Origin of the sequence: Brevibacillus fluminis, assembly GCF_003710825.1 — a bacterium.
GTDB classification, from domain to species: Bacteria; Bacillota; Bacilli; order Brevibacillales; family Brevibacillaceae; genus Brevibacillus_D; species Brevibacillus_D fluminis.
In genome coordinates, this window is sequence record NZ_RHHQ01000012.1 from 264,638 (window position 1) to 281,045 (window position 16,408).

At 55.2% G+C, this 16,408-nt stretch carries 15 protein-coding genes; 12 read left to right on the forward strand and 3 right to left on the reverse strand.

Going from position 1 to position 16,408, the window contains the following annotated elements:
- The first annotated feature begins 23 nt into the window (after positions 1–23).
- The 12 genes from EDM56_RS15435 to EDM56_RS15490 all read left to right on the forward strand — a co-directional run bounded on the left by EDM56_RS15435 (position 24) and on the right by EDM56_RS15490 (position 14,521).
- Positions 24–1,181: an amidohydrolase gene (locus EDM56_RS15435; RefSeq protein ID WP_122918784.1), complete on the forward strand. Its 1,158-nt coding sequence runs from the start codon at positions 24–26 to the stop codon at positions 1,179–1,181.
- A gap of 162 nt (positions 1,182–1,343) precedes the next feature.
- Positions 1,344–2,699, forward strand: coding sequence for an LLM class flavin-dependent oxidoreductase (locus EDM56_RS15440; protein ID WP_122918785.1), 1,356 nt, complete (start codon positions 1,344–1,346; stop codon positions 2,697–2,699).
- A gap of 32 nt (positions 2,700–2,731) precedes the next feature.
- Positions 2,732–4,393, forward strand: a complete 1,662-nt coding sequence (locus EDM56_RS15445) for an ABC transporter substrate-binding protein (RefSeq protein WP_122918786.1) — start codon at positions 2,732–2,734, stop codon at positions 4,391–4,393.
- A 25-nt stretch (positions 4,394–4,418) separates the two neighbouring features.
- Positions 4,419–5,357: an ABC transporter permease gene (locus EDM56_RS15450; RefSeq protein ID WP_122918787.1), complete on the forward strand. Its 939-nt coding sequence runs from the start codon at positions 4,419–4,421 to the stop codon at positions 5,355–5,357.
- Positions 5,354–6,247, forward strand: a complete 894-nt coding sequence (locus EDM56_RS15455) for an ABC transporter permease (RefSeq protein WP_122918788.1) — start codon at positions 5,354–5,356, stop codon at positions 6,245–6,247. The genes EDM56_RS15450 and EDM56_RS15455 overlap by 4 nt, the downstream gene beginning before the upstream one ends.
- Before the next feature lie 33 nt (positions 6,248–6,280).
- Positions 6,281–8,323, forward strand: coding sequence for an ABC transporter ATP-binding protein (locus tag EDM56_RS15460; RefSeq protein WP_342772396.1), 2,043 nt, complete (start codon positions 6,281–6,283; stop codon positions 8,321–8,323).
- 15 nt (positions 8,324–8,338) lie between these two features.
- Entirely contained in the window at positions 8,339–8,821 is a 483-nt protein-coding gene (locus EDM56_RS15465) for a DinB family protein (RefSeq protein WP_122918790.1), read from the forward strand.
- A 5-nt stretch (positions 8,822–8,826) separates the two neighbouring features.
- Positions 8,827–10,200, forward strand: a complete 1,374-nt coding sequence (locus tag EDM56_RS15470; RefSeq protein WP_221175982.1) for an amidohydrolase — start codon at positions 8,827–8,829, stop codon at positions 10,198–10,200.
- Positions 10,201–10,234: 34 nt separating this feature from the next.
- Positions 10,235–10,546: a hypothetical protein gene (locus tag EDM56_RS15475; RefSeq protein WP_122918792.1), complete on the forward strand. Its 312-nt coding sequence runs from the start codon at positions 10,235–10,237 to the stop codon at positions 10,544–10,546.
- A gap of 242 nt (positions 10,547–10,788) precedes the next feature.
- A complete protein-coding gene (locus tag EDM56_RS15480; RefSeq protein ID WP_122918793.1) occupies positions 10,789–12,696 on the forward strand; it encodes a PhoX family protein in 1,908 nt (635 codons plus the stop codon).
- Positions 12,697–12,972: 276 nt separating this feature from the next.
- Complete coding sequence (locus EDM56_RS15485; protein WP_122918794.1) at positions 12,973–13,563, forward strand: TetR/AcrR family transcriptional regulator; 591 nt, start codon at positions 12,973–12,975, stop codon at positions 13,561–13,563.
- A gap of 88 nt (positions 13,564–13,651) precedes the next feature.
- A complete protein-coding gene (locus EDM56_RS15490) occupies positions 13,652–14,521 on the forward strand; it encodes an alpha/beta fold hydrolase (RefSeq protein ID WP_122918795.1) in 870 nt (289 codons plus the stop codon).
- A 16-nt stretch (positions 14,522–14,537) separates the two neighbouring features.
- On the opposite strand, the gene EDM56_RS15495 is transcribed toward EDM56_RS15490, so the two are convergent.
- From EDM56_RS15495 to gltC, 3 genes are all read right to left on the reverse strand, one after another.
- Positions 14,538–14,867 carry a hypothetical protein gene (locus tag EDM56_RS15495; RefSeq protein WP_122918796.1) on the reverse strand — a complete coding sequence of 110 codons (330 nt, stop codon included), beginning with the start codon at positions 14,865–14,867 and terminating at the stop codon, positions 14,538–14,540.
- Between the two features lie 126 nt (positions 14,868–14,993).
- Positions 14,994–15,383 carry a RidA family protein gene (locus EDM56_RS15500; RefSeq protein WP_122918797.1) on the reverse strand — a complete coding sequence of 130 codons (390 nt, stop codon included), beginning with the start codon at positions 15,381–15,383 and terminating at the stop codon, positions 14,994–14,996.
- Positions 15,384–15,478: 95 nt separating this feature from the next.
- Positions 15,479–16,384 carry a glutamate biosynthesis transcriptional regulator GltC gene (gene gltC / locus EDM56_RS15505; protein ID WP_122918798.1) on the reverse strand — a complete coding sequence of 302 codons (906 nt, stop codon included), beginning with the start codon at positions 16,382–16,384 and terminating at the stop codon, positions 15,479–15,481.
- Positions 16,385–16,408 lie beyond the last annotated feature (24 nt).

Sequence of the window (16,408 nt, forward strand, 5' to 3'; positions counted from 1 at the left end):
AGTGAAAAAGGAGACACAACCCAATGACAGCTGATACATTGCGACAACAAGCTCGGGAGCTGTTGCCTAGGCTGGTCGACATCCGTCGTGATCTGCACCGTTATCCCGAATTATCGATGAACGAGTTTGAGACGACGAAAAAAATTCGCACGTTTTTGGCGGATGCAGGAGTCGGTCTTCTCCCGCTGGACCTGCCGGTCGGAGTGCTGGCTGAGGTCGTGGGCGCCGAGCCAGGACCGACAATCGCACTACGCGCCGATATTGACGCGCTGCCAGTGAAGGAAGAGACAGGTCTTCCGTTTGCATCCGTCATAGAAGGCAGGATGCATGCGTGCGGCCACGACTTTCATACCGCTGCTATTCTGGGGGCTGCGGTTTTGCTGCAAAAAAACGTCCACAAGCTGAAAGGGCGCGTACGGTTTTTGTTTCAGCCGGGGGAGGAGAACGGCAAAGGGGCACAGGCGTTGATTGAAGCGGGGGCGCTTGCGGGTGTAAAAGCCATTTTTGGTATGCACAACAAGCCGGAATTGCCTGTCGGAACGATTGGATTGTCGGAAGGACCGCTGATGGCCAGCGTGGATGGCTTCCGCATCGCTGTTACAGGTAAAGGTGGCCATGCTGCCATTCCGGATGCGGTCATCGATCCGATCGTCGCAGCGAGCGCGATCGTCGGCGGCTTGCAGACGGCGGTCAGCCGCAGCATCAGCCCGTTCGACAGCGCGGTCGTGTCTGTGTGCAGCTTCCAGGCGGGCACGACCTGGAACGTCATTCCCGATCATGCTGTACTGGAAGGGACGTTTCGTACGTTTGCGCCGCATGTGAGGAAAAAGCTGCCAGAGCTGATCACCCGCATCTCGTCCGGCATCGCCGCAGGCTATGGAGCCGAGGCGAAACCGACGTGGTTCACGGGAATTCCTACGGTGACGAATGAAGCGGTGACGACGGGCATTTTCCGCCAGGCAGCCGAGCAGCTGGGGCTGGCGATCGTCGAGGCGCGCCGTTCGGGCGGCGGCGAGGATTTCGCCCGTTACCAGGAGCTGGTGCCGGGCTGCTTCATCTGGATGGGAACGAGTGGCACGGAGGAATGGCACCACCCTAAGTTCACCGTGAATGAAGAGGCATTGGTACCAAGCGCAGCCTTGTTTGCGTTGACGGCGATCGTGGCGGCCGAGCAGCTGTAGGCGTTGGCTTCGATCGAATCTTTCGATCATCGGATCGATTTCTCTTATAACCGAGAGAGGCGCGCCGGTGATACACTTTTTTTAGTATTAATCCGACTATTCTTATCTGTATTGTGTGGATAGTGATTTGCTCGGCAAACAGGGAAAGAGGAGGAATTCATGATGGCAAACAAACGCCAATTGAAACTGGGAACGATGCTTCATGGCGCGGGTGGGCACATGGCAGCATGGCGGCATCCGCAAGCCGTCATCGATGCGAGCGTCAATGTTGAATTTTACAAAAGTCTGGTGAAGTCGGCGGAGGCCGCCAAATTCGACTTGGTATTCGTAGCAGACGGCCTATACATTACGGAAAAATCTCATCCCAATTTCCTGAACCGGTTTGAGCCGATTACGATCCTGTCAGCGCTGGCGTCGGTAAGCAGCAAGATCGGTCTGGTCGGCACGCTGTCCACATCCTACAGCGATCCATACACAGTGGCGCGTCAGTTCGCTTCGCTCGACCTGATCAGCAATGGCCGAGCGGGCTGGAATGCGGTTACGTCGCCGTTGGAAGGGTCTGCGTTTAATTATAGCCGCGATGAGCATCCGTCCCATGAGCTGCGCTACCGGATCGCCAACGAATTTTTACAGGTGGCCAAAGGCTTGTGGGACTCATGGGAGGATGACGCTTTTATCCGCAATCGCGAAACCGGCCAATTCATTGATCCGGCTAAGATGCACCGGCTCGATCACAAAGGAGAATTTTTCTCCATTCAAGGTCCGCTCAACATCGCGCGGTCCCGCCAAGGACAGCCTTTGATTTTCCAAGCGGGCTCGTCTGAGGCAGGCAAAGATTTGGCGGCCAAAGAAGCGGATGCCGTCTTCACGGGACATGAAAGCCTCGAGGAGGCAAAGCGCTTTTATAAAGATGTAAAAGAGCGGGCGGTCGCCTACGGGCGTTCTCCGGAAGACATCAAGATTTTCCCCGGCATCAACCCGATTATCGGTGAGACGGTAGAGGAAGCGGAGCGCAAGTATCAGGAGATCGCAGGATTGGTCAGCATCGAGGATGCGCTTAATTATTTGGGCCGCTATTTCGATCACTTTGACTTCTCGCAATATCCGCTCGATGAGCCGGTGCCTGACCTGGGCGCATTGGGCAGCGAGGGCTTCAAAAGCACGTCCGACTGGATCAAGCGGATCGCCAAAGAGGAAAACTTGACGCTGCGCCAGCTAGCCTTGCGCGTCACCACGCCTCGCAAGGAAGGCTTCATCGGCACACCAGTGCAGGTTGCTGACCACATCCAGCAATGGTTCGAGGAAGAGGCTGCGGATGGCTTCATGATCGGCAGCGCGGTTTTGCCAGTGGGGTTGAACGATTTCATCCAGTACGTCGTGCCGATTTTGCAAGAGCGCGGCCTGTTTCGCACCGAGTATGAGCACGATACACTTCGCGGCAATCTGGGTCTGCCAATTCCGGCCAACCGTTACACGATCGCAAGAGAATTGAGAGCGGCAGCGGTCGCTCGGCCGTAACCGATTGAAATAGATGGGGGAGAGAAGAAGAGATGGCGAAACGGGCGATAACGTACGTATCAATCTTGTCGGTATTTTTGCTGGTATTGGCTGGTTGCGGCGGCGGGCAGCAAACAGCTGACAGCAAGCCTGCCGCTGCGACGGCACAAGAAAAAGGAGCGGGAGCAGCCGAGGGAGAGGGCGGCGAGCTTACTTACGCGCTGGCTACCTCACCGAGCGGGCTTGACCCCAATGTGGTTCCGGGGGCAGTCGATTATCGGGTTATGCGCTCTATTTACGACAGCTTGGTCATCCAGCTACCAGATAAGTCAATCAAGCCGTGGCTAGCCACCGAGTGGACGGTGTCACCTGATGGCAAAACGTACACGTTCAAGCTGCGCAAAGATGTCAAGTTCCATGACGGCACGCCGTTCAACGCCGCAGCGGTCAAAGCCAACTTCGACCGGATCGTGGATCCGAAAACGAAGTCGCGGTTTGCCGTCACGCTGATCGGACCGTACGAATCGTCAGAGGTGGTCGACGATTACACGGTCAAAGTCAATCTGAAATCGCCGTACAGCGCGTTTTTGAGCAGCTTGAGTCAGGCGTTTCTCGGCATCGTTTCACCGACAGCGGCTGAGAAATACGGCGATCAGCTGAAAAAGAACCCGGTCGGAACGGGGCCGTTCAAGTTTGCCGGTTGGGTGGAAAATCAGGCGATCACACTGGAGAAAAACCCGGATTACAAATGGGGGCCAGCGATTGCCGAAAACACGGGTCCAGTTCACATCGACAAGCTGACGTTCAAAATAATACCGGAAGAAGCGACGCGAATCGGCAGCGTGCAGAGCGGCCAAATTTTGTCGGCCGAAACTGTTCCACCGCAAAACATCATCGCGCTGAAAAACGACCCGAACGTGCAGCTGCTTCAGCACGAATCGACCGGCATCCCGTACACGCTGATGATGAATCAGGCGCATGCGCCGTGGGATGAGCTGAAAGCGCGAAAAGCGGTGCAGCTCGGCATCGACTTTGATGCGATCGTCAAAACCTTGTACTTGGGCACCTATCAACGTGCATGGTCGCCGCTGTCACCGTCCGTGCTCGGCTACAACAGCGCCGTGGAAAACAGCTTTAAGCCAAACCCTGAAGAATCCAAACGTCTGCTCGATGAATTGGGCTGGGTTCCAGGTCCGGACGGTATCCGTGTAAAAGATGGCAAACGGCTGACCATTCGCTATATCGACGGGTCGCCGAACCGTGAAAAACGGAACGATATCGCCGCGATGATCAAGCAGCAGCTCAAGCAGGTGGGGATCGAGGTCAACGTGGAAATTGCCGCTGACACGGCGCCATTGGTCATGGACCAAGGTGTGAACGACATTCACGGAGTCAGCAACGTGTCGGGCGACCCGGACATTTTGCGCAGCTTTTTCCATACGAATGCGATTCCGGCTCCTGGCAAATGGGGGCATAACCATACGCACAAATCCGATCCTCAGCTGGATCAATGGCTGGAGGAAGGGTTGAGGGAGAGCGATCCGGCCAAACGGGCGGAGATTTACAAAAAAGTGCAAAGCTACGTGGTCGAAAATGCATACGGCTTCCCGGTTTATGTCTTCCCGTACACCGTAGCGGCGTCCAAATCGGTCACTGGCTTGAAGTTCGACGCGCTCGGCTATCCGCTGTTCTACGATGTGGCGCTGAAAAAATGATGAATGACAAAGGAGGCTGGTCGCGATGGGCCGCGTACTGATCGGACGATTGTTTTCCTCCGTACTGGTGATCATCGGCGCTTTGGTGCTTGTCTTCTTTATCCTGTATTTGCTACCTGGCGATCCGGTCTTGACGATGATGGCCGGAACGCCGGCCAGCCCCGAAGCCGTCGCGAACCTGCGTCACCAGCTGGGGCTGGACCAACCGGTGACGGTCCAGTTCGGCAACTATTTCTGGAACATGCTGCGCGGCGATTTCGGCCATTCGCTCTTCAACGACGAACCGGTGCTGCCGGCGATTCTGGAACAGTTCCCAGCGACAGCCGCACTGACGCTGGCAAGCTCCGCCATCGCGCTCTTTGTCGGCGTCGTGCTCGGGGTGCTGTCAGCGATTCACCGCGGCGGCGCCATCGACGTGGTGGCCCGCATCATCAGCTTGTTCGGGATCTCCATGCCGACGTTTTGGTCAGGAATCCTGCTGATCCTGGTGTTCTCGGTCTATTTCAACTGGTTCCCAGCGATGGGGTCGGACGGATTCAAGACGCTTGTTTTGCCGGCGACCGCTTTGGGCATGGTGGGTGCGGGCTTCATCGTACGGATGGTGCGCAACAGCATGCTGGAAGTGATCAACGAGCAGTTTATCGTCACGTTGCGGGCCAAAGGCATTTCGGAGCGGGCGGTCATGTACCAGCACGTGCTGCGCAACGCGCTGATTCCGGCGATCACGATGATCGGCGTGCAGATCGGCGAGCTGATGGCGGGAGCCGTCGTCATCGAGACGGTATTTTCCCGACAAGGTATCGGTCGGCTGATCGCAGGCGCGATCACGTCCAAAGATTTGCCTGTCGTGCAAGGCGTCGTCTTTTTTTCGGCGATTGTGTACGTGCTTGTCAATTTACTGGTGGATCTTTCCTACTCGGTGATTGATCCGCGGGTGAGACGGATGGAGGGTGGGCGTTCATGAAGGATACCGTATCGGTAGAAGCCGTATTTCCACGCAAAAACATAACAGTTTCACCATCAGCGGTCCCGCAATGGTTCACGCTTCCCCATCTCTTTTTGTATGGTGCTGGCACAGTCATCCTGCTGATCGTGCTGGGCACGATCGCTCCGCAATGGCTGGCGCCTTACTCGCCGACCGAGATGCGGCCGGATTGGATTTTGCAGCCGCCAAGCTCGACCAATTGGATGGGGACCGATTATTTCGGGCGTGACGTGCTGAGCGTCATCATTTACGGCAGCCGCGACTCGCTTCTGATCGGCGTCGCCTCCGTCTTGATCGGCGGGCTTACAGGCGGCTTGATCGGCTCGGTGTCCGGCTATGTCGGCGGAGTGGTGGATGCGATTTTGATGCGATTGATCGATATTTTGATGACGATTCCGAGCGTCTTGCTGGCGCTGGCGATTGCGGCGGCGCTCGGGCCGAGCCTGTTCAATGTGGTATTGGCCGTAAGCGTCGCGGAAATTCCTAGGTTCGCCCGTGTGATGCGCAGTCAGGTGATCAGCGTGAAAAACCGTTCATTCATCACAGCGTCGCGTTCTATCGGGACGCCACATCTGCACATTTTTTTGCGACATGTGCTGCCGAATTCGCTCTCGCCGTTTTTGGTCATGAGCACGATCGGAGTCGGCTCCTCGATCTTGATTGGTTCGGGTCTCAGCTTTCTCGGTTTGGGCGTGCTGCGGGAGATTCCTGATTGGGGGAATCTGCTGTCGCAGGGGAGAGGCTATTTGACGGTGGCTTGGTGGATCGCGACATTTCCCGGGCTTGCGATCACGCTGTTCGTGCTATCGGTCAATCTGCTCGGGGACAAATTGCGCGATACGCTCGATCCTAAAAGCAGCCGCGCGTAGCAGCGGATGAAGAACAGGTTTTCAAAGCAGGAGGTGGCAAACATAAAGGCATTGCTCGATATTTCGCATCTCTCTGTCGATTTCAAGACAAAAACTGGCCTGCTGCGGGCGATCACCGACGTGTCGCTCGCGATCGAGCCAGGCGAGACCGTGTGCCTGGTCGGCGAGTCGGGGAGTGGCAAGACGATCACATCCAAAGCCGTGATGCGGCTGATTGATTACGAGAACGGCGTGATCGCAGGGGGGAACATCTGGCTGGGCGATATCGACCTAACTGCATTGACGCAAGAAGAGGTCAGCCGCCTGCGCGGGAAAAAAATCGCGATGGTCTTCCAGGAGCCGATGGCGGCGTTCGATCCGGTGTTTACGATCGGCAAGCAAATCGTCGAGGTGATCGTGCGGCACAAGCAAGCAACGCGTACTCAGGCAAAGGAGCGCGCTGTCTATTTGCTGCAGCGAGTCGGCATTCCTGAGCCCCACATCCGGATGAACCAATACCCGGGCGAGCTGTCCGGCGGCATGCTGCAGCGAGCGATGATCGCCATGGCGCTGGCGTGCGGGCCTGAGCTATTGATCGCGGATGAGCCGACGACGGCGCTCGATGTAACGATTCAGTCGCAGATTTTGCATCTGCTGCAGGAATTGAAAAGCGAGTTCAACATGGCGATCCTGCTGATAACCCATGATATGGGGATTGCCGCCGAAATTGCTGACCGGATCGTCGTCATGTACGCCGGACAGATTGTCGAGCAGGCGACGGTCTATCAGCTGTTTGCGCAGCCGCACCATCCGTATACGCGCGGGCTGTTGCGGTCCATTCCGAAGCTAGCGGGGAATCGGCAGGAAAAGCTTTACTCAATCACAGGCTCCATTCCGAGTCTGTCAGCATTGCCCACAGGCTGCCGCTTTCATCCGCGCTGCCCGCATGCGACACAGCAGTGCGTGGACAGCAGCCCGCCGCTTCATGAAGTAAACCAGCGCCAAGTGGCATGCTGGCATGCGGAAGAGCTGGCAAAAGCGGACACAGGTGATGAAACGACGGGCCGACAGACGGCTACTGCGCACGCGACTGTGCTGGAGCATGATTTGGCACTGGTCGATGAAGTGCGGCGTGAAACGCTGTTTGACATAAAAGAAGTGAGCAAGTTTTACCCGATCAGACAAGGGGCGCTCAAGCGCACGACAGGCATGATCCGCGCGGTGGACAACGTCTCGTTTACCATCGGCAAAGGAGAAACGTTTGGGCTGGTCGGCGAATCGGGCAGCGGTAAATCGACGCTCGGACGGGTGCTGCTGCAGTTGGAACGGGCGACGGCAGGAAAGGTGTTGTTCCAGGGGCACGATCTCACGCAGCAGCAGATCAAGCGGTTGCGGGAGAGCCGCCGCCACATGCAGATGATTTTTCAAGATCCGTACAATTCGCTTGATCCGCGCTGGAGCATCGGCGACATCATCGGCGAGCCGCTGTGGATTCATGACGGTCTGCGGGGCAAGGAAAAGCAGGAGCGGGTCGAACAGCTGCTCGCGCAGGTTGGCTTAAGCCCTTCGTGGTACGACCGCTTTCCGCACGAATTTTCCGGCGGCCAGCGGCAGCGAATCGGAATTGCCCGCGCGATTGCAACGAACCCGCAGTTCGTGCTGGCGGATGAAGCCGTCTCCGCGCTCGATGTGTCCGTCCAATCGCAGATCGTCAATCTGCTGCAAGATTTGCAGAGCAGGCTCGGCCTCACTTATTTATTCATCGGCCACGGGCTTAGCATCGTTCGGCACATCTCCACGCGGATCGGCGTGATGTATCTCGGCAAGCTGGTCGAGATCGCGCCGAGCGAGGAGCTGTTCGCCAATGCCGCGCACCATTACACAAAAGCGTTGCTTGCCTCTATCCCTTCGACCGATCCGACGAAAAGGAGGGGGGGCGTCACCATTCAGGGAGAAATCCCGTCGCCCGCCAATCCGCCGTCCGGCTGCCGCTTCCATACGCGGTGCCCGGCTGCGACCGCTCGATGCAGGGAGCAAGCGCCACAGCTTGATGAAGTGCGCAGCGATCACTGGGTCGCCTGCCACCACCCTGTCTAACCAAAGGAGGATAATATGAGTCAAAGCAAAATCGACATCAACAGCTATCTCGCTATACACCAGCATTTGCAGGAAGCCATCGCGGGGCTGACGGCGGAACAGCTCGTCTGGAAAGAAGCCCCGCACAAATGGAGCGTGACGGAAGTGTTGGCGCATCTGGCCGACCACAACCTCATCGTTTCTTTCCGCATTCGCGCGATACTCGCCGGATCGACCGACCGTTTGCCTGGCTTCGATCAAGACAAGTGGGTTAGTGAGACCCGGGCCAACCAAAGCGCTGCGGCGGACATTCTCGCGCTGTTTCAGGCGCTGCTTGTGTATAACAGCAGCCTGTTTTCACGGCTGACCGATGAGGAATGGGAGAAGGAGGGAATCAATTTCAAAGGAGAGCCGCTCACGCTCGCAGGAGCCGTTCAAGCGTTTATCAAGCATGCGCACCACCATATCGGTCAAATCGAGCGAATTAAAGAGGCGCACGCGGCGGCCGTGGCAAGGTAGCTGGGATGATGGAGAACGGGGTTGCTGCTGGAAAATCGCTGCCTAATGAGGACAGAGCACGGAAAACAACGTATGATGACCGGTTCATAGCGACAGCAGGGAATCTCTTTCAAAAGCTGGTGAACTGGCGCCGAGATTTTCACCGTCACCCGGAAGTAGGCTGGACGGAGTTTCGGACGGCGGCGATCATCGCGGCTGAACTGTCCGCACTCGGCTTTGCTGTTCGCGCAGGCCGAGAGGTGGTTGAACCGGGGGCGCGGACGGGCGTTCCACATCCCGACAGCATGCTCGCAGCCAAAAAGCGCGCGCTTCAATTGGGCGCTGAACCCGCCTGGGTCGAAAAGCTCGAAGACGGGCTCACAGGTGTCGTCGGTGTCTGGGAGACGGGACGGCCGGGGCCAACGGTCGCCTTCCGCTTTGATATCGATGCGCTTCCGATCCGGGAAGCGGACACGGCTACGCACGTTCCATATCGGCAGGGTTACGCATCGAGAATTGATGGCGTCATGCATGCGTGCGGCCATGATGGGCACGCAGCGATCGGACTTGGGCTCGCCACGTGGATTGCAGAGGGAGTGGACGGACTGACAGGCACGGTTAAGCTGATTTTCCAACCGGCGGAGGAAGGATCGCGCGGCGCGAAAGCAATGGTAGCTGCTGGCATATTGGATGAGGTGGATTATCTTCTGTCCGGGCACATCGGCCTGATGGCGACGAGGCAGAACCAGGTCGTGTGCGGCGTGACCGATTTTTTTGCCTCGCTAAAATGGGACGTCCGCTTTGACGGAGTAGCTGCACATGCCGGTTTCGCACCGCATGAGGGCCGGAATGCGCTGCTCGCTGCGGCGACCGCGGCTGTGCAGCTCCATGCGATTGCCCGGCACAGCAGCGGTGTGTCACGGATCAATGTAGGGCGTCTTGAAGGCGGCGAATCGCGCAATGCAATCGCCTCGCACGCTCTGCTCCAGCTAGAGCTGCGGGCCACGACCAACGAGGTGCTTGGCTATCTGGAGACGGAAGCGGGGCGCATCATCCACGCAGCCGCCCAGATGTACGGCGTGCACGCGGAGATCACGCTTGTAGGCGAATCGATTGCGGCTCCCTGCGATCCGGCGCTCTTGGATATCGTCGAAGCTTGCGCCCGCGATGAGGAACTGGCAACCAATGTGGTGCGCACACTGCCGTTCAACGCGTCCGAGGACATCACCTACATGATGGAGGCCGTGCAGAAAAGAGGCAGCCTTGCGACATACATGCTGTTTGGCACCGAGCTTGCAGCTGGCCATCACAATGCTGCTTTCGATTTTCGGGAAGAAACGATGCCGTTGGCTGTCAATCTGTATGGACGGGTGCTGAAGCGAATTTCCGCCAAGACATGAAGGCAGCGATATGGGGCAAGGAGGAGACATCATCATGTCCATAAGAGAGCTGGTTCCCTTGGCCGACAATGATATTTTGAACATGCCGGACATTCAGTTCGCGGCATGGTGCCACGAGCAGTACGGTGTTAATCGGGGTATTTACAATACGATTGACCAGTGGCTGTTCCAGCGCGGTTTCCGGCAGATCGTTTTGCGCAGAAAAGAGATCATCGCGTTTCTTCGGCAAGTGTCGCGCGAGAAGCGGGGCAAAGCGCAGTCTGACCGGATCAAGCTGGGGAAAGGCGTGCTGATCCCCGCGCTGATCGCGCATGTGGAAAGGGAAACGATTGCGCATTCCGGCTAACATTTCTTTCCAACCTTCCGTCTATGCGGGAGGTTTTTTGCATCCATCACGCGCAGCCGTAAACACTTGATGCCACAGCAGCCCTTGCTCCATTAGCTCGTTTTACCAAAATTTAAACATCCCTGAACAATCCGTTAACGTTGTTATTGTATGATTGACAACGTGATGCACCGCTTGGAGCAGGTGTGATGCCGACCTTTCATTATCAAAAAATTCTACAGGTTCCGGAGGAGAGTTCAAGAATGAGCAAAAAATCGATCCGCACGAAAAAGCTACTTATTCCGATCATGAGCATGGCCCTGCTTGTACCTTCTGTTTCTCCAGTACTGGCAGCGTCTAGCAACGCCAAAATCAAATCCGTCGAATTCATCGGCATGGATGCGCCGAAAAATGCCAAGGACATGGCCAATATTTATACAACTGCTTCGGCAAAAGTAACCTATGCGGATGGGACAACGAAAAAATTCCCGCTTACTTACAAAACCTTATTCAAATCAACCGATACGATCAATGGCACACAAGCTGGTGTCGCCATCGATGTAAACGGCAAGCCGATCATGGATAACAGCGTTCCTGGCCAGCCGGTGCCATACGTTTCCGATGCTCCCGATGCCAACAGCTTGATGAAAATCGACGGGCAAGCTCCGACCGGAAAAGGCGGCAATCCGCTAACGCTGGTCACCCATTATGAATACATTACTGCTGATAACGTTGGCAAATCCGCCTACGGCATTATTCCCGCATCCGTAAGCGTAGCGACAATCAACCAGGACAAGAAGACAGGCAAACTGACGGCTACCGATTTGAAAAAAGTCGACTTCTCCAGTGTGGACGGGCTGTGGATCCCGTGCAACGGGTCGCTCACCCCATGGAATACCCATTTGAGCAGCGAAGAATATGACGCCGATGCACGTGAATACGAAGCTGACCCAAGCAAAACTTTTGTCGGCTCCTTCACCAAAAACTATTTCCAAGATGAAAACAAACAAGGGAATCCGTACGCATACGGCTACATTCCGGAAATTACGGTTCACAAGGATGGCAGCTCCTCCGTCGTCAAGCATTACAGCATGGGACGCTTTTCTCATGAATTAGGGAAGGTTGCCCCTGACCGCAAGACGGTTTTCTTCGGCGATGACGGCGCAAACACAATGCTGTTCATGTATGTGGCCGACAAAGCGGCCGATTTGTCCAGCGGCACATTGTATGCGGCGAAATGGCAGCAAACCGATGACAAAGATGGCGGCTCTGCCAAACTCAAGTGGATCCAGCTTGGCCATGCGACAGATGAGGAAATCAAGGAATATATCGATAAAGGAATCAAGTTCAGCGACATCTTTGAAGTATCGGACAAGGATGCGGAAGGCTTCACCAAAATCAAGACCTACCCATCCGGTAAAATCGAAAGGCTGAAGGTCAAGCCGGGCATGGAAAAAGCGGCAGCTTTCCTCGAATCCCGCCGATACGGAGCGATTCTCGGCGCTACATCCGAATTCAACAAAATGGAAGGTATTACAATTAACAATAAAGACAAGAAAGTCTATGTGGCGATCTCCTATTTGGAAAAAGGCATGGAGAGGGACAGCAAAGGAGACGATCCACAGGACGACATCCGCCTGCAAAAAATTAAAGCCGGCGCCACCTATGAGCTGGCTTTGAAAGGCAAACAGAAGGATAGCAAGGGGCGCTCGATTAAAAGCGACTATGTAGCCGCTACGATGAACGCGTTGGTTGTCGGAGAAGACTTGCCGAAAGCGGATGAGTTCGGGAATACGGCTGTCGTGGACAAAGTGGCGAATCCGGACAACCTTTCCTACTCCGAGGATATGCGGACCTTGTTTATCGGGGAAGACAGCGGTATGCACGCCAACAACTTCGTCTGGGCGTACAACGTGGATACCAAAAAATTGTCCCGCGTTTTGTCGGTTCCGTCTGGTGCGGAAGCGACCGGCTTGCAAGTCGTGGATAACGTTAATGGATTCACGTATGTGATGAGTAATCTACAGCATCCCGGCGATGAAATGATCCTTCCCGATCCGTTGAAAGCCGATGTTGAAAAATACATTAACGAAAACTTTGATAAAAAGCGTTCCGGTATGATCGGGTACATCAGCGGCATCCCGGGGATGGAAAAAGGCAATGGGAAATAAGTCGAACGAAGCATGATGAAAGAAAGCTCAAGCCTGCGAGGGCGAGAGCTTTTTTTCTTCCAACCGGGCTTGTGGTGAACATGATAAGGCTCACCGCGCTTGATCTTAAACGAATCTCCAGAATAGCTGACCGCCAGTCTAACACTTTATTTCTCAGTGTAGTGCTTTATTCTTCGGTCAATAACTTTATTTTACAGTCTGCAACTTTATTTTATGGAAGCACTTGTAAAAGCAGCGGCGTTCCTTTATCATCCAAAAATGAAAGGGTGTTCATTTATGGTGCAAGTGTTGAAAGAAGAGCTGCGCCTTTCGATTCTGAGCGCAGCAGAGGAAGAATTCATACAGCACGGATATGCGCAGTCTTCCGTGAAGCGGATCGCACAGAAGGTAGGTGTATCGGTTGGCAACCTATACCGCTACTTCGACGGGAAGGAAGCGCTGTTCGATGCCGTCGTGGACCCGGCGTTCCATGAGCTGGAGCGGTTGATGCGTAACCCCGAACCGCGTCCGCAGCAAACGGAGCCGATGTTTGAGCAGATCGTGCTTGCACTGACAGACTTGAGTGAAGCGTACCGCCGGCCGCTTTTGATAGTGATCGATGGCAGCAAAGGAACACCACGCGAGGAAGTGGTTCATGCACTGTTCGAGCAGATGGCTGGCAACGTTCTCTCCCATATGCAGGCGTATAATGCCAAAGCAGGGCGGGATGTGTTTGAGGAACAAGCTGCCTGGCCTGTTGCCGTCGCGTTTTTGCAAGGATACTTTGAAATCATCCGGCGTCATGCAAAACGAGAGGAGCGCCAAGCGATGGTTCGCCAGTATGTTGCATTCTGGTATGAGGGGCTGCGAGCTTTTTTGTACAGATAAGAATTTATAAAATCCTTATCCAGTATAAGGGCAACCGCGGTTCCATCATGTTCAAATAATGAATGGAAGTTCACTTTTGGAGGGCGAAATGAAACGGATCGTTCGGCAATTCACTACGGCAGACGGATTCAAAGTGGAATATTCTATCGTCGGGCAAGGGGAGCCCATCCTGGTGATGCACGGCGGCCATTCGAATTGCCACGAGGAATTTGGCTACAAGGACCTTGTCAGCAATGGGTACTCGATTATCACACCGTCCAGGCCGGGGTATGGCAAAACGGCAAAGGAGCTCGGACTTACGATCGGAGCAGCTGGCGCGGCATACGCACAGCTGCTGGATGAACTGCAAATTGCACAGGTGCATCTTCTCGCCATATCTGCGGGTGGACCGAGCGGAATCCATTTCGCCTCCCGCTTTCCACAGCGAGTCAAAAGCCTTACGCTGCAATCGGCGGTCGCTGCACAGTGGCTGACGCCTGCCGACAAAACGTACAAGGCGGCAAAGCTATTATTTCAGCCGCGTACAGAAGCGTACGTTTGGGGGATGATGCGTCTGATGAACAAACTTAGTCCCCGCTTCCTGTTGAAAAGCATGCTCCCGTCCTTCAGTACGCGTCCAGCTGGGGAACAGATGAAGCTTTTTAGCGAAGAAGATTTGGAGCAGTTCCGGTTGATGGTAAACCGGCAGCGATCGGGACACGGTTTTTTGCTCGATTTAGCGCAGACCAGTGACGACCTCAATTCGGTTTTGGCGGCAGTCCGCTGCCCGGCTTTGATCATGCACAGCGTCCATGATGCAAGCGTGCCTGTGGAACATGCCCGCCATGCGCATCGGCTTATTCCGGGTGCACAGTTGTGCGAGCTGGATTCGTGGGGGCATTTGATTTGGCTGGGGAAGAGAGCGGCAGATGTATCGCAGAAACTGCTGGCGTTTTTGGATGCTCTTGGTGGTGAATAAATGGTCGGGCAAGCTGCTAAGACAGCTTGTAGAAAAAAATCAGGCCGACGAAAAAGTTCGGAAGCCCTATCAAGGCAAAAAAGTGCGCGTGCCCCAACCATTGGCGCAAATAGCGGCTGGACAAAAAGCCGCCCACTGCGAGGCAGAGCGCGCCGAAATAGCCGGAACCATACGCGGCGATCGCCCAGTTTTTTGTTACGAGCGACAAAAGGGTGCAAACCAAGGCAATGAGACACCCGACCCCGAGGGAGCGTTTTAATTTGCTTCGTGATTGTTGATCGAACAAAAACGGGACGATCAAAAAGCAGCTGGCGAGAATCAAAAAGACAATGCCGAATGTGAGCATGACGACACTCCTTTTGGAACTTGTGATTGCTACAGATTTACGAAATTTCCCATAAGAAGTTTCAGTTTTCCACGTGTGCTGACCAAAAGAAAAAAGCGGCATCGAGCCGCCTATATTCCCCTATTATTAGCCGCGAGCCGCCCAAGCCTCCACTTCCACCTTCAACGCAGGCTGAGCCAATGCGGCAACATAGCCGAGCGTCGTCGACGGTGGATTGCCGCCATGAAAGTCGTGCCAAATCGCTTGATAACGCTCGCGATCCGGTTTTTCGGTAAACCAGATGTTGATTTTCAAAACCGCTTCCGGCGTCACGCCCTCGCTATGCAAAATCCGCTTAATATTGGCAAGTGCATTCTGAAACTGTTCTTCCACCGTCTCCGGGATATGACCGTCCAGATCTACTCCAACCTGCCCGGACAATACAAGCAGCTCCGCATCCCGCGGCATGATCGAAATGTGCGAGTAGGCGCCGACTGGAGGCGCTACCGTCTCAGGGTTTTTCCGAATTACGTTCATAATTACTGCCTCCCTTCTTAATGGCTGAAGTATAGCATTTTTTGGAAAGTTGGCGCAATTGGACGCTACAGTTTTAACCCTTAAGACCACCTACCCTACTCCCCAAAACGATTCAACACCGAATAAAACCCCTGCAAAAATCGGTAAAACAACTGTGCCGTCGGCGGCAGCTGGCGATTCGTCGGTGTGATTACCCCAACCGTACGGCTGATGGCGGGCTCGCTGAGCGCATGCTTGACGGTCGTGCGCGGCATGCTGTCAAACAGCGTTGACTCGGGGAGCAGCGTCACGCCAAGTCCAGCGGCCACAAACCCTTTGATCGCATCGATATCTTCCCCTTCGAACGAGACGCGCGGCTCAAAGCTCAGCTCCCGGCACGCGTTCACTACGAATTCCCGCAGCACGTAGCCGCGGGGAAACAGTACAAACGAATCATCGCGCAGCTGACTTAGGCGTAGCGAGTCCGTGCGGGCGAGCGGATGATCGGAGGGGAGCAGGGCGACGATTCGCTCCTGAAAAAGGATCTCGCCTTTCACCTGCTTCTCCTGCGTCGGGACAGGCCCTAAAAGTGCCAGATCGATCTCACCCTTTGTCACAGCATCGACCAAAGAGCGATAAGCGCCCTGCTGCAACACGAACGTAGCATGCGGATGTTTAGCGCGAAACGCCGAGATGACGGAAGGGAGCGTATGCGCTGCCAAGCTGCTAGGAAACCCGATGCGGATGACACCGCGCTCCGGATCGAGAAACTCCTCGACTTCTTTTCGCGCCTCTTCAATCACTTGCATGGCCTGTTCCATTCGGTTGAGAAACGTTTTGCCGATCGGGGTGAGCTTCAGGTTGCGGCCATCACGAAAAAACAGATCGATCCCGAGCTCGGTTTCCAGATTAAATATCTGGCGGCTGATCGCGGATTGAGCGACATGAAGGGCATGTGCGGCTTCCGTCATATGCTCTCGCTTGGCGACCTCGATAAAATATTGAATCTGCCGAAATTCGATCGCAAACCATCCCCCTCTCCAATC

Excerpts from the sequence above, each read along its gene's own strand:
- EDM56_RS15435 (WP_122918784.1), top strand. The coding sequence starts at position 24 with ATGACAGCTGATACATTGCGACAACAAGCTCGGGAGCTGTTGCCTAGG.
- EDM56_RS15440 (WP_122918785.1), top strand. The coding sequence starts at position 1,344 with ATGGCAAACAAACGCCAATTGAAACTGGGAACGATGCTTCATGGCGCG.
- EDM56_RS15445 (WP_122918786.1), top strand. The coding sequence starts at position 2,732 with ATGGCGAAACGGGCGATAACGTACGTATCAATCTTGTCGGTATTTTTG.
- EDM56_RS15450 (WP_122918787.1), top strand. The coding sequence starts at position 4,419 with ATGGGCCGCGTACTGATCGGACGATTGTTTTCCTCCGTACTGGTGATC.
- EDM56_RS15455 (WP_122918788.1), top strand. The coding sequence starts at position 5,354 with ATGAAGGATACCGTATCGGTAGAAGCCGTATTTCCACGCAAAAACATA.
- EDM56_RS15465 (WP_122918790.1), top strand. The coding sequence starts at position 8,339 with ATGAGTCAAAGCAAAATCGACATCAACAGCTATCTCGCTATACACCAG.
- EDM56_RS15470 (WP_221175982.1), top strand. The coding sequence starts at position 8,827 with ATGATGGAGAACGGGGTTGCTGCTGGAAAATCGCTGCCTAATGAGGAC.
- EDM56_RS15475 (WP_122918792.1), top strand. The coding sequence starts at position 10,235 with ATGTCCATAAGAGAGCTGGTTCCCTTGGCCGACAATGATATTTTGAAC.
- EDM56_RS15480 (WP_122918793.1), top strand. The coding sequence starts at position 10,789 with ATGAGCAAAAAATCGATCCGCACGAAAAAGCTACTTATTCCGATCATG.
- EDM56_RS15485 (WP_122918794.1), top strand. The coding sequence starts at position 12,973 with ATGGTGCAAGTGTTGAAAGAAGAGCTGCGCCTTTCGATTCTGAGCGCA.
- EDM56_RS15490 (WP_122918795.1), top strand. The coding sequence starts at position 13,652 with ATGAAACGGATCGTTCGGCAATTCACTACGGCAGACGGATTCAAAGTG.
- EDM56_RS15495 (WP_122918796.1), bottom strand. The coding sequence starts at position 14,867 with ATGCTCACATTCGGCATTGTCTTTTTGATTCTCGCCAGCTGCTTTTTG.
- EDM56_RS15500 (WP_122918797.1), bottom strand. The coding sequence starts at position 15,383 with ATGAACGTAATTCGGAAAAACCCTGAGACGGTAGCGCCTCCAGTCGGC.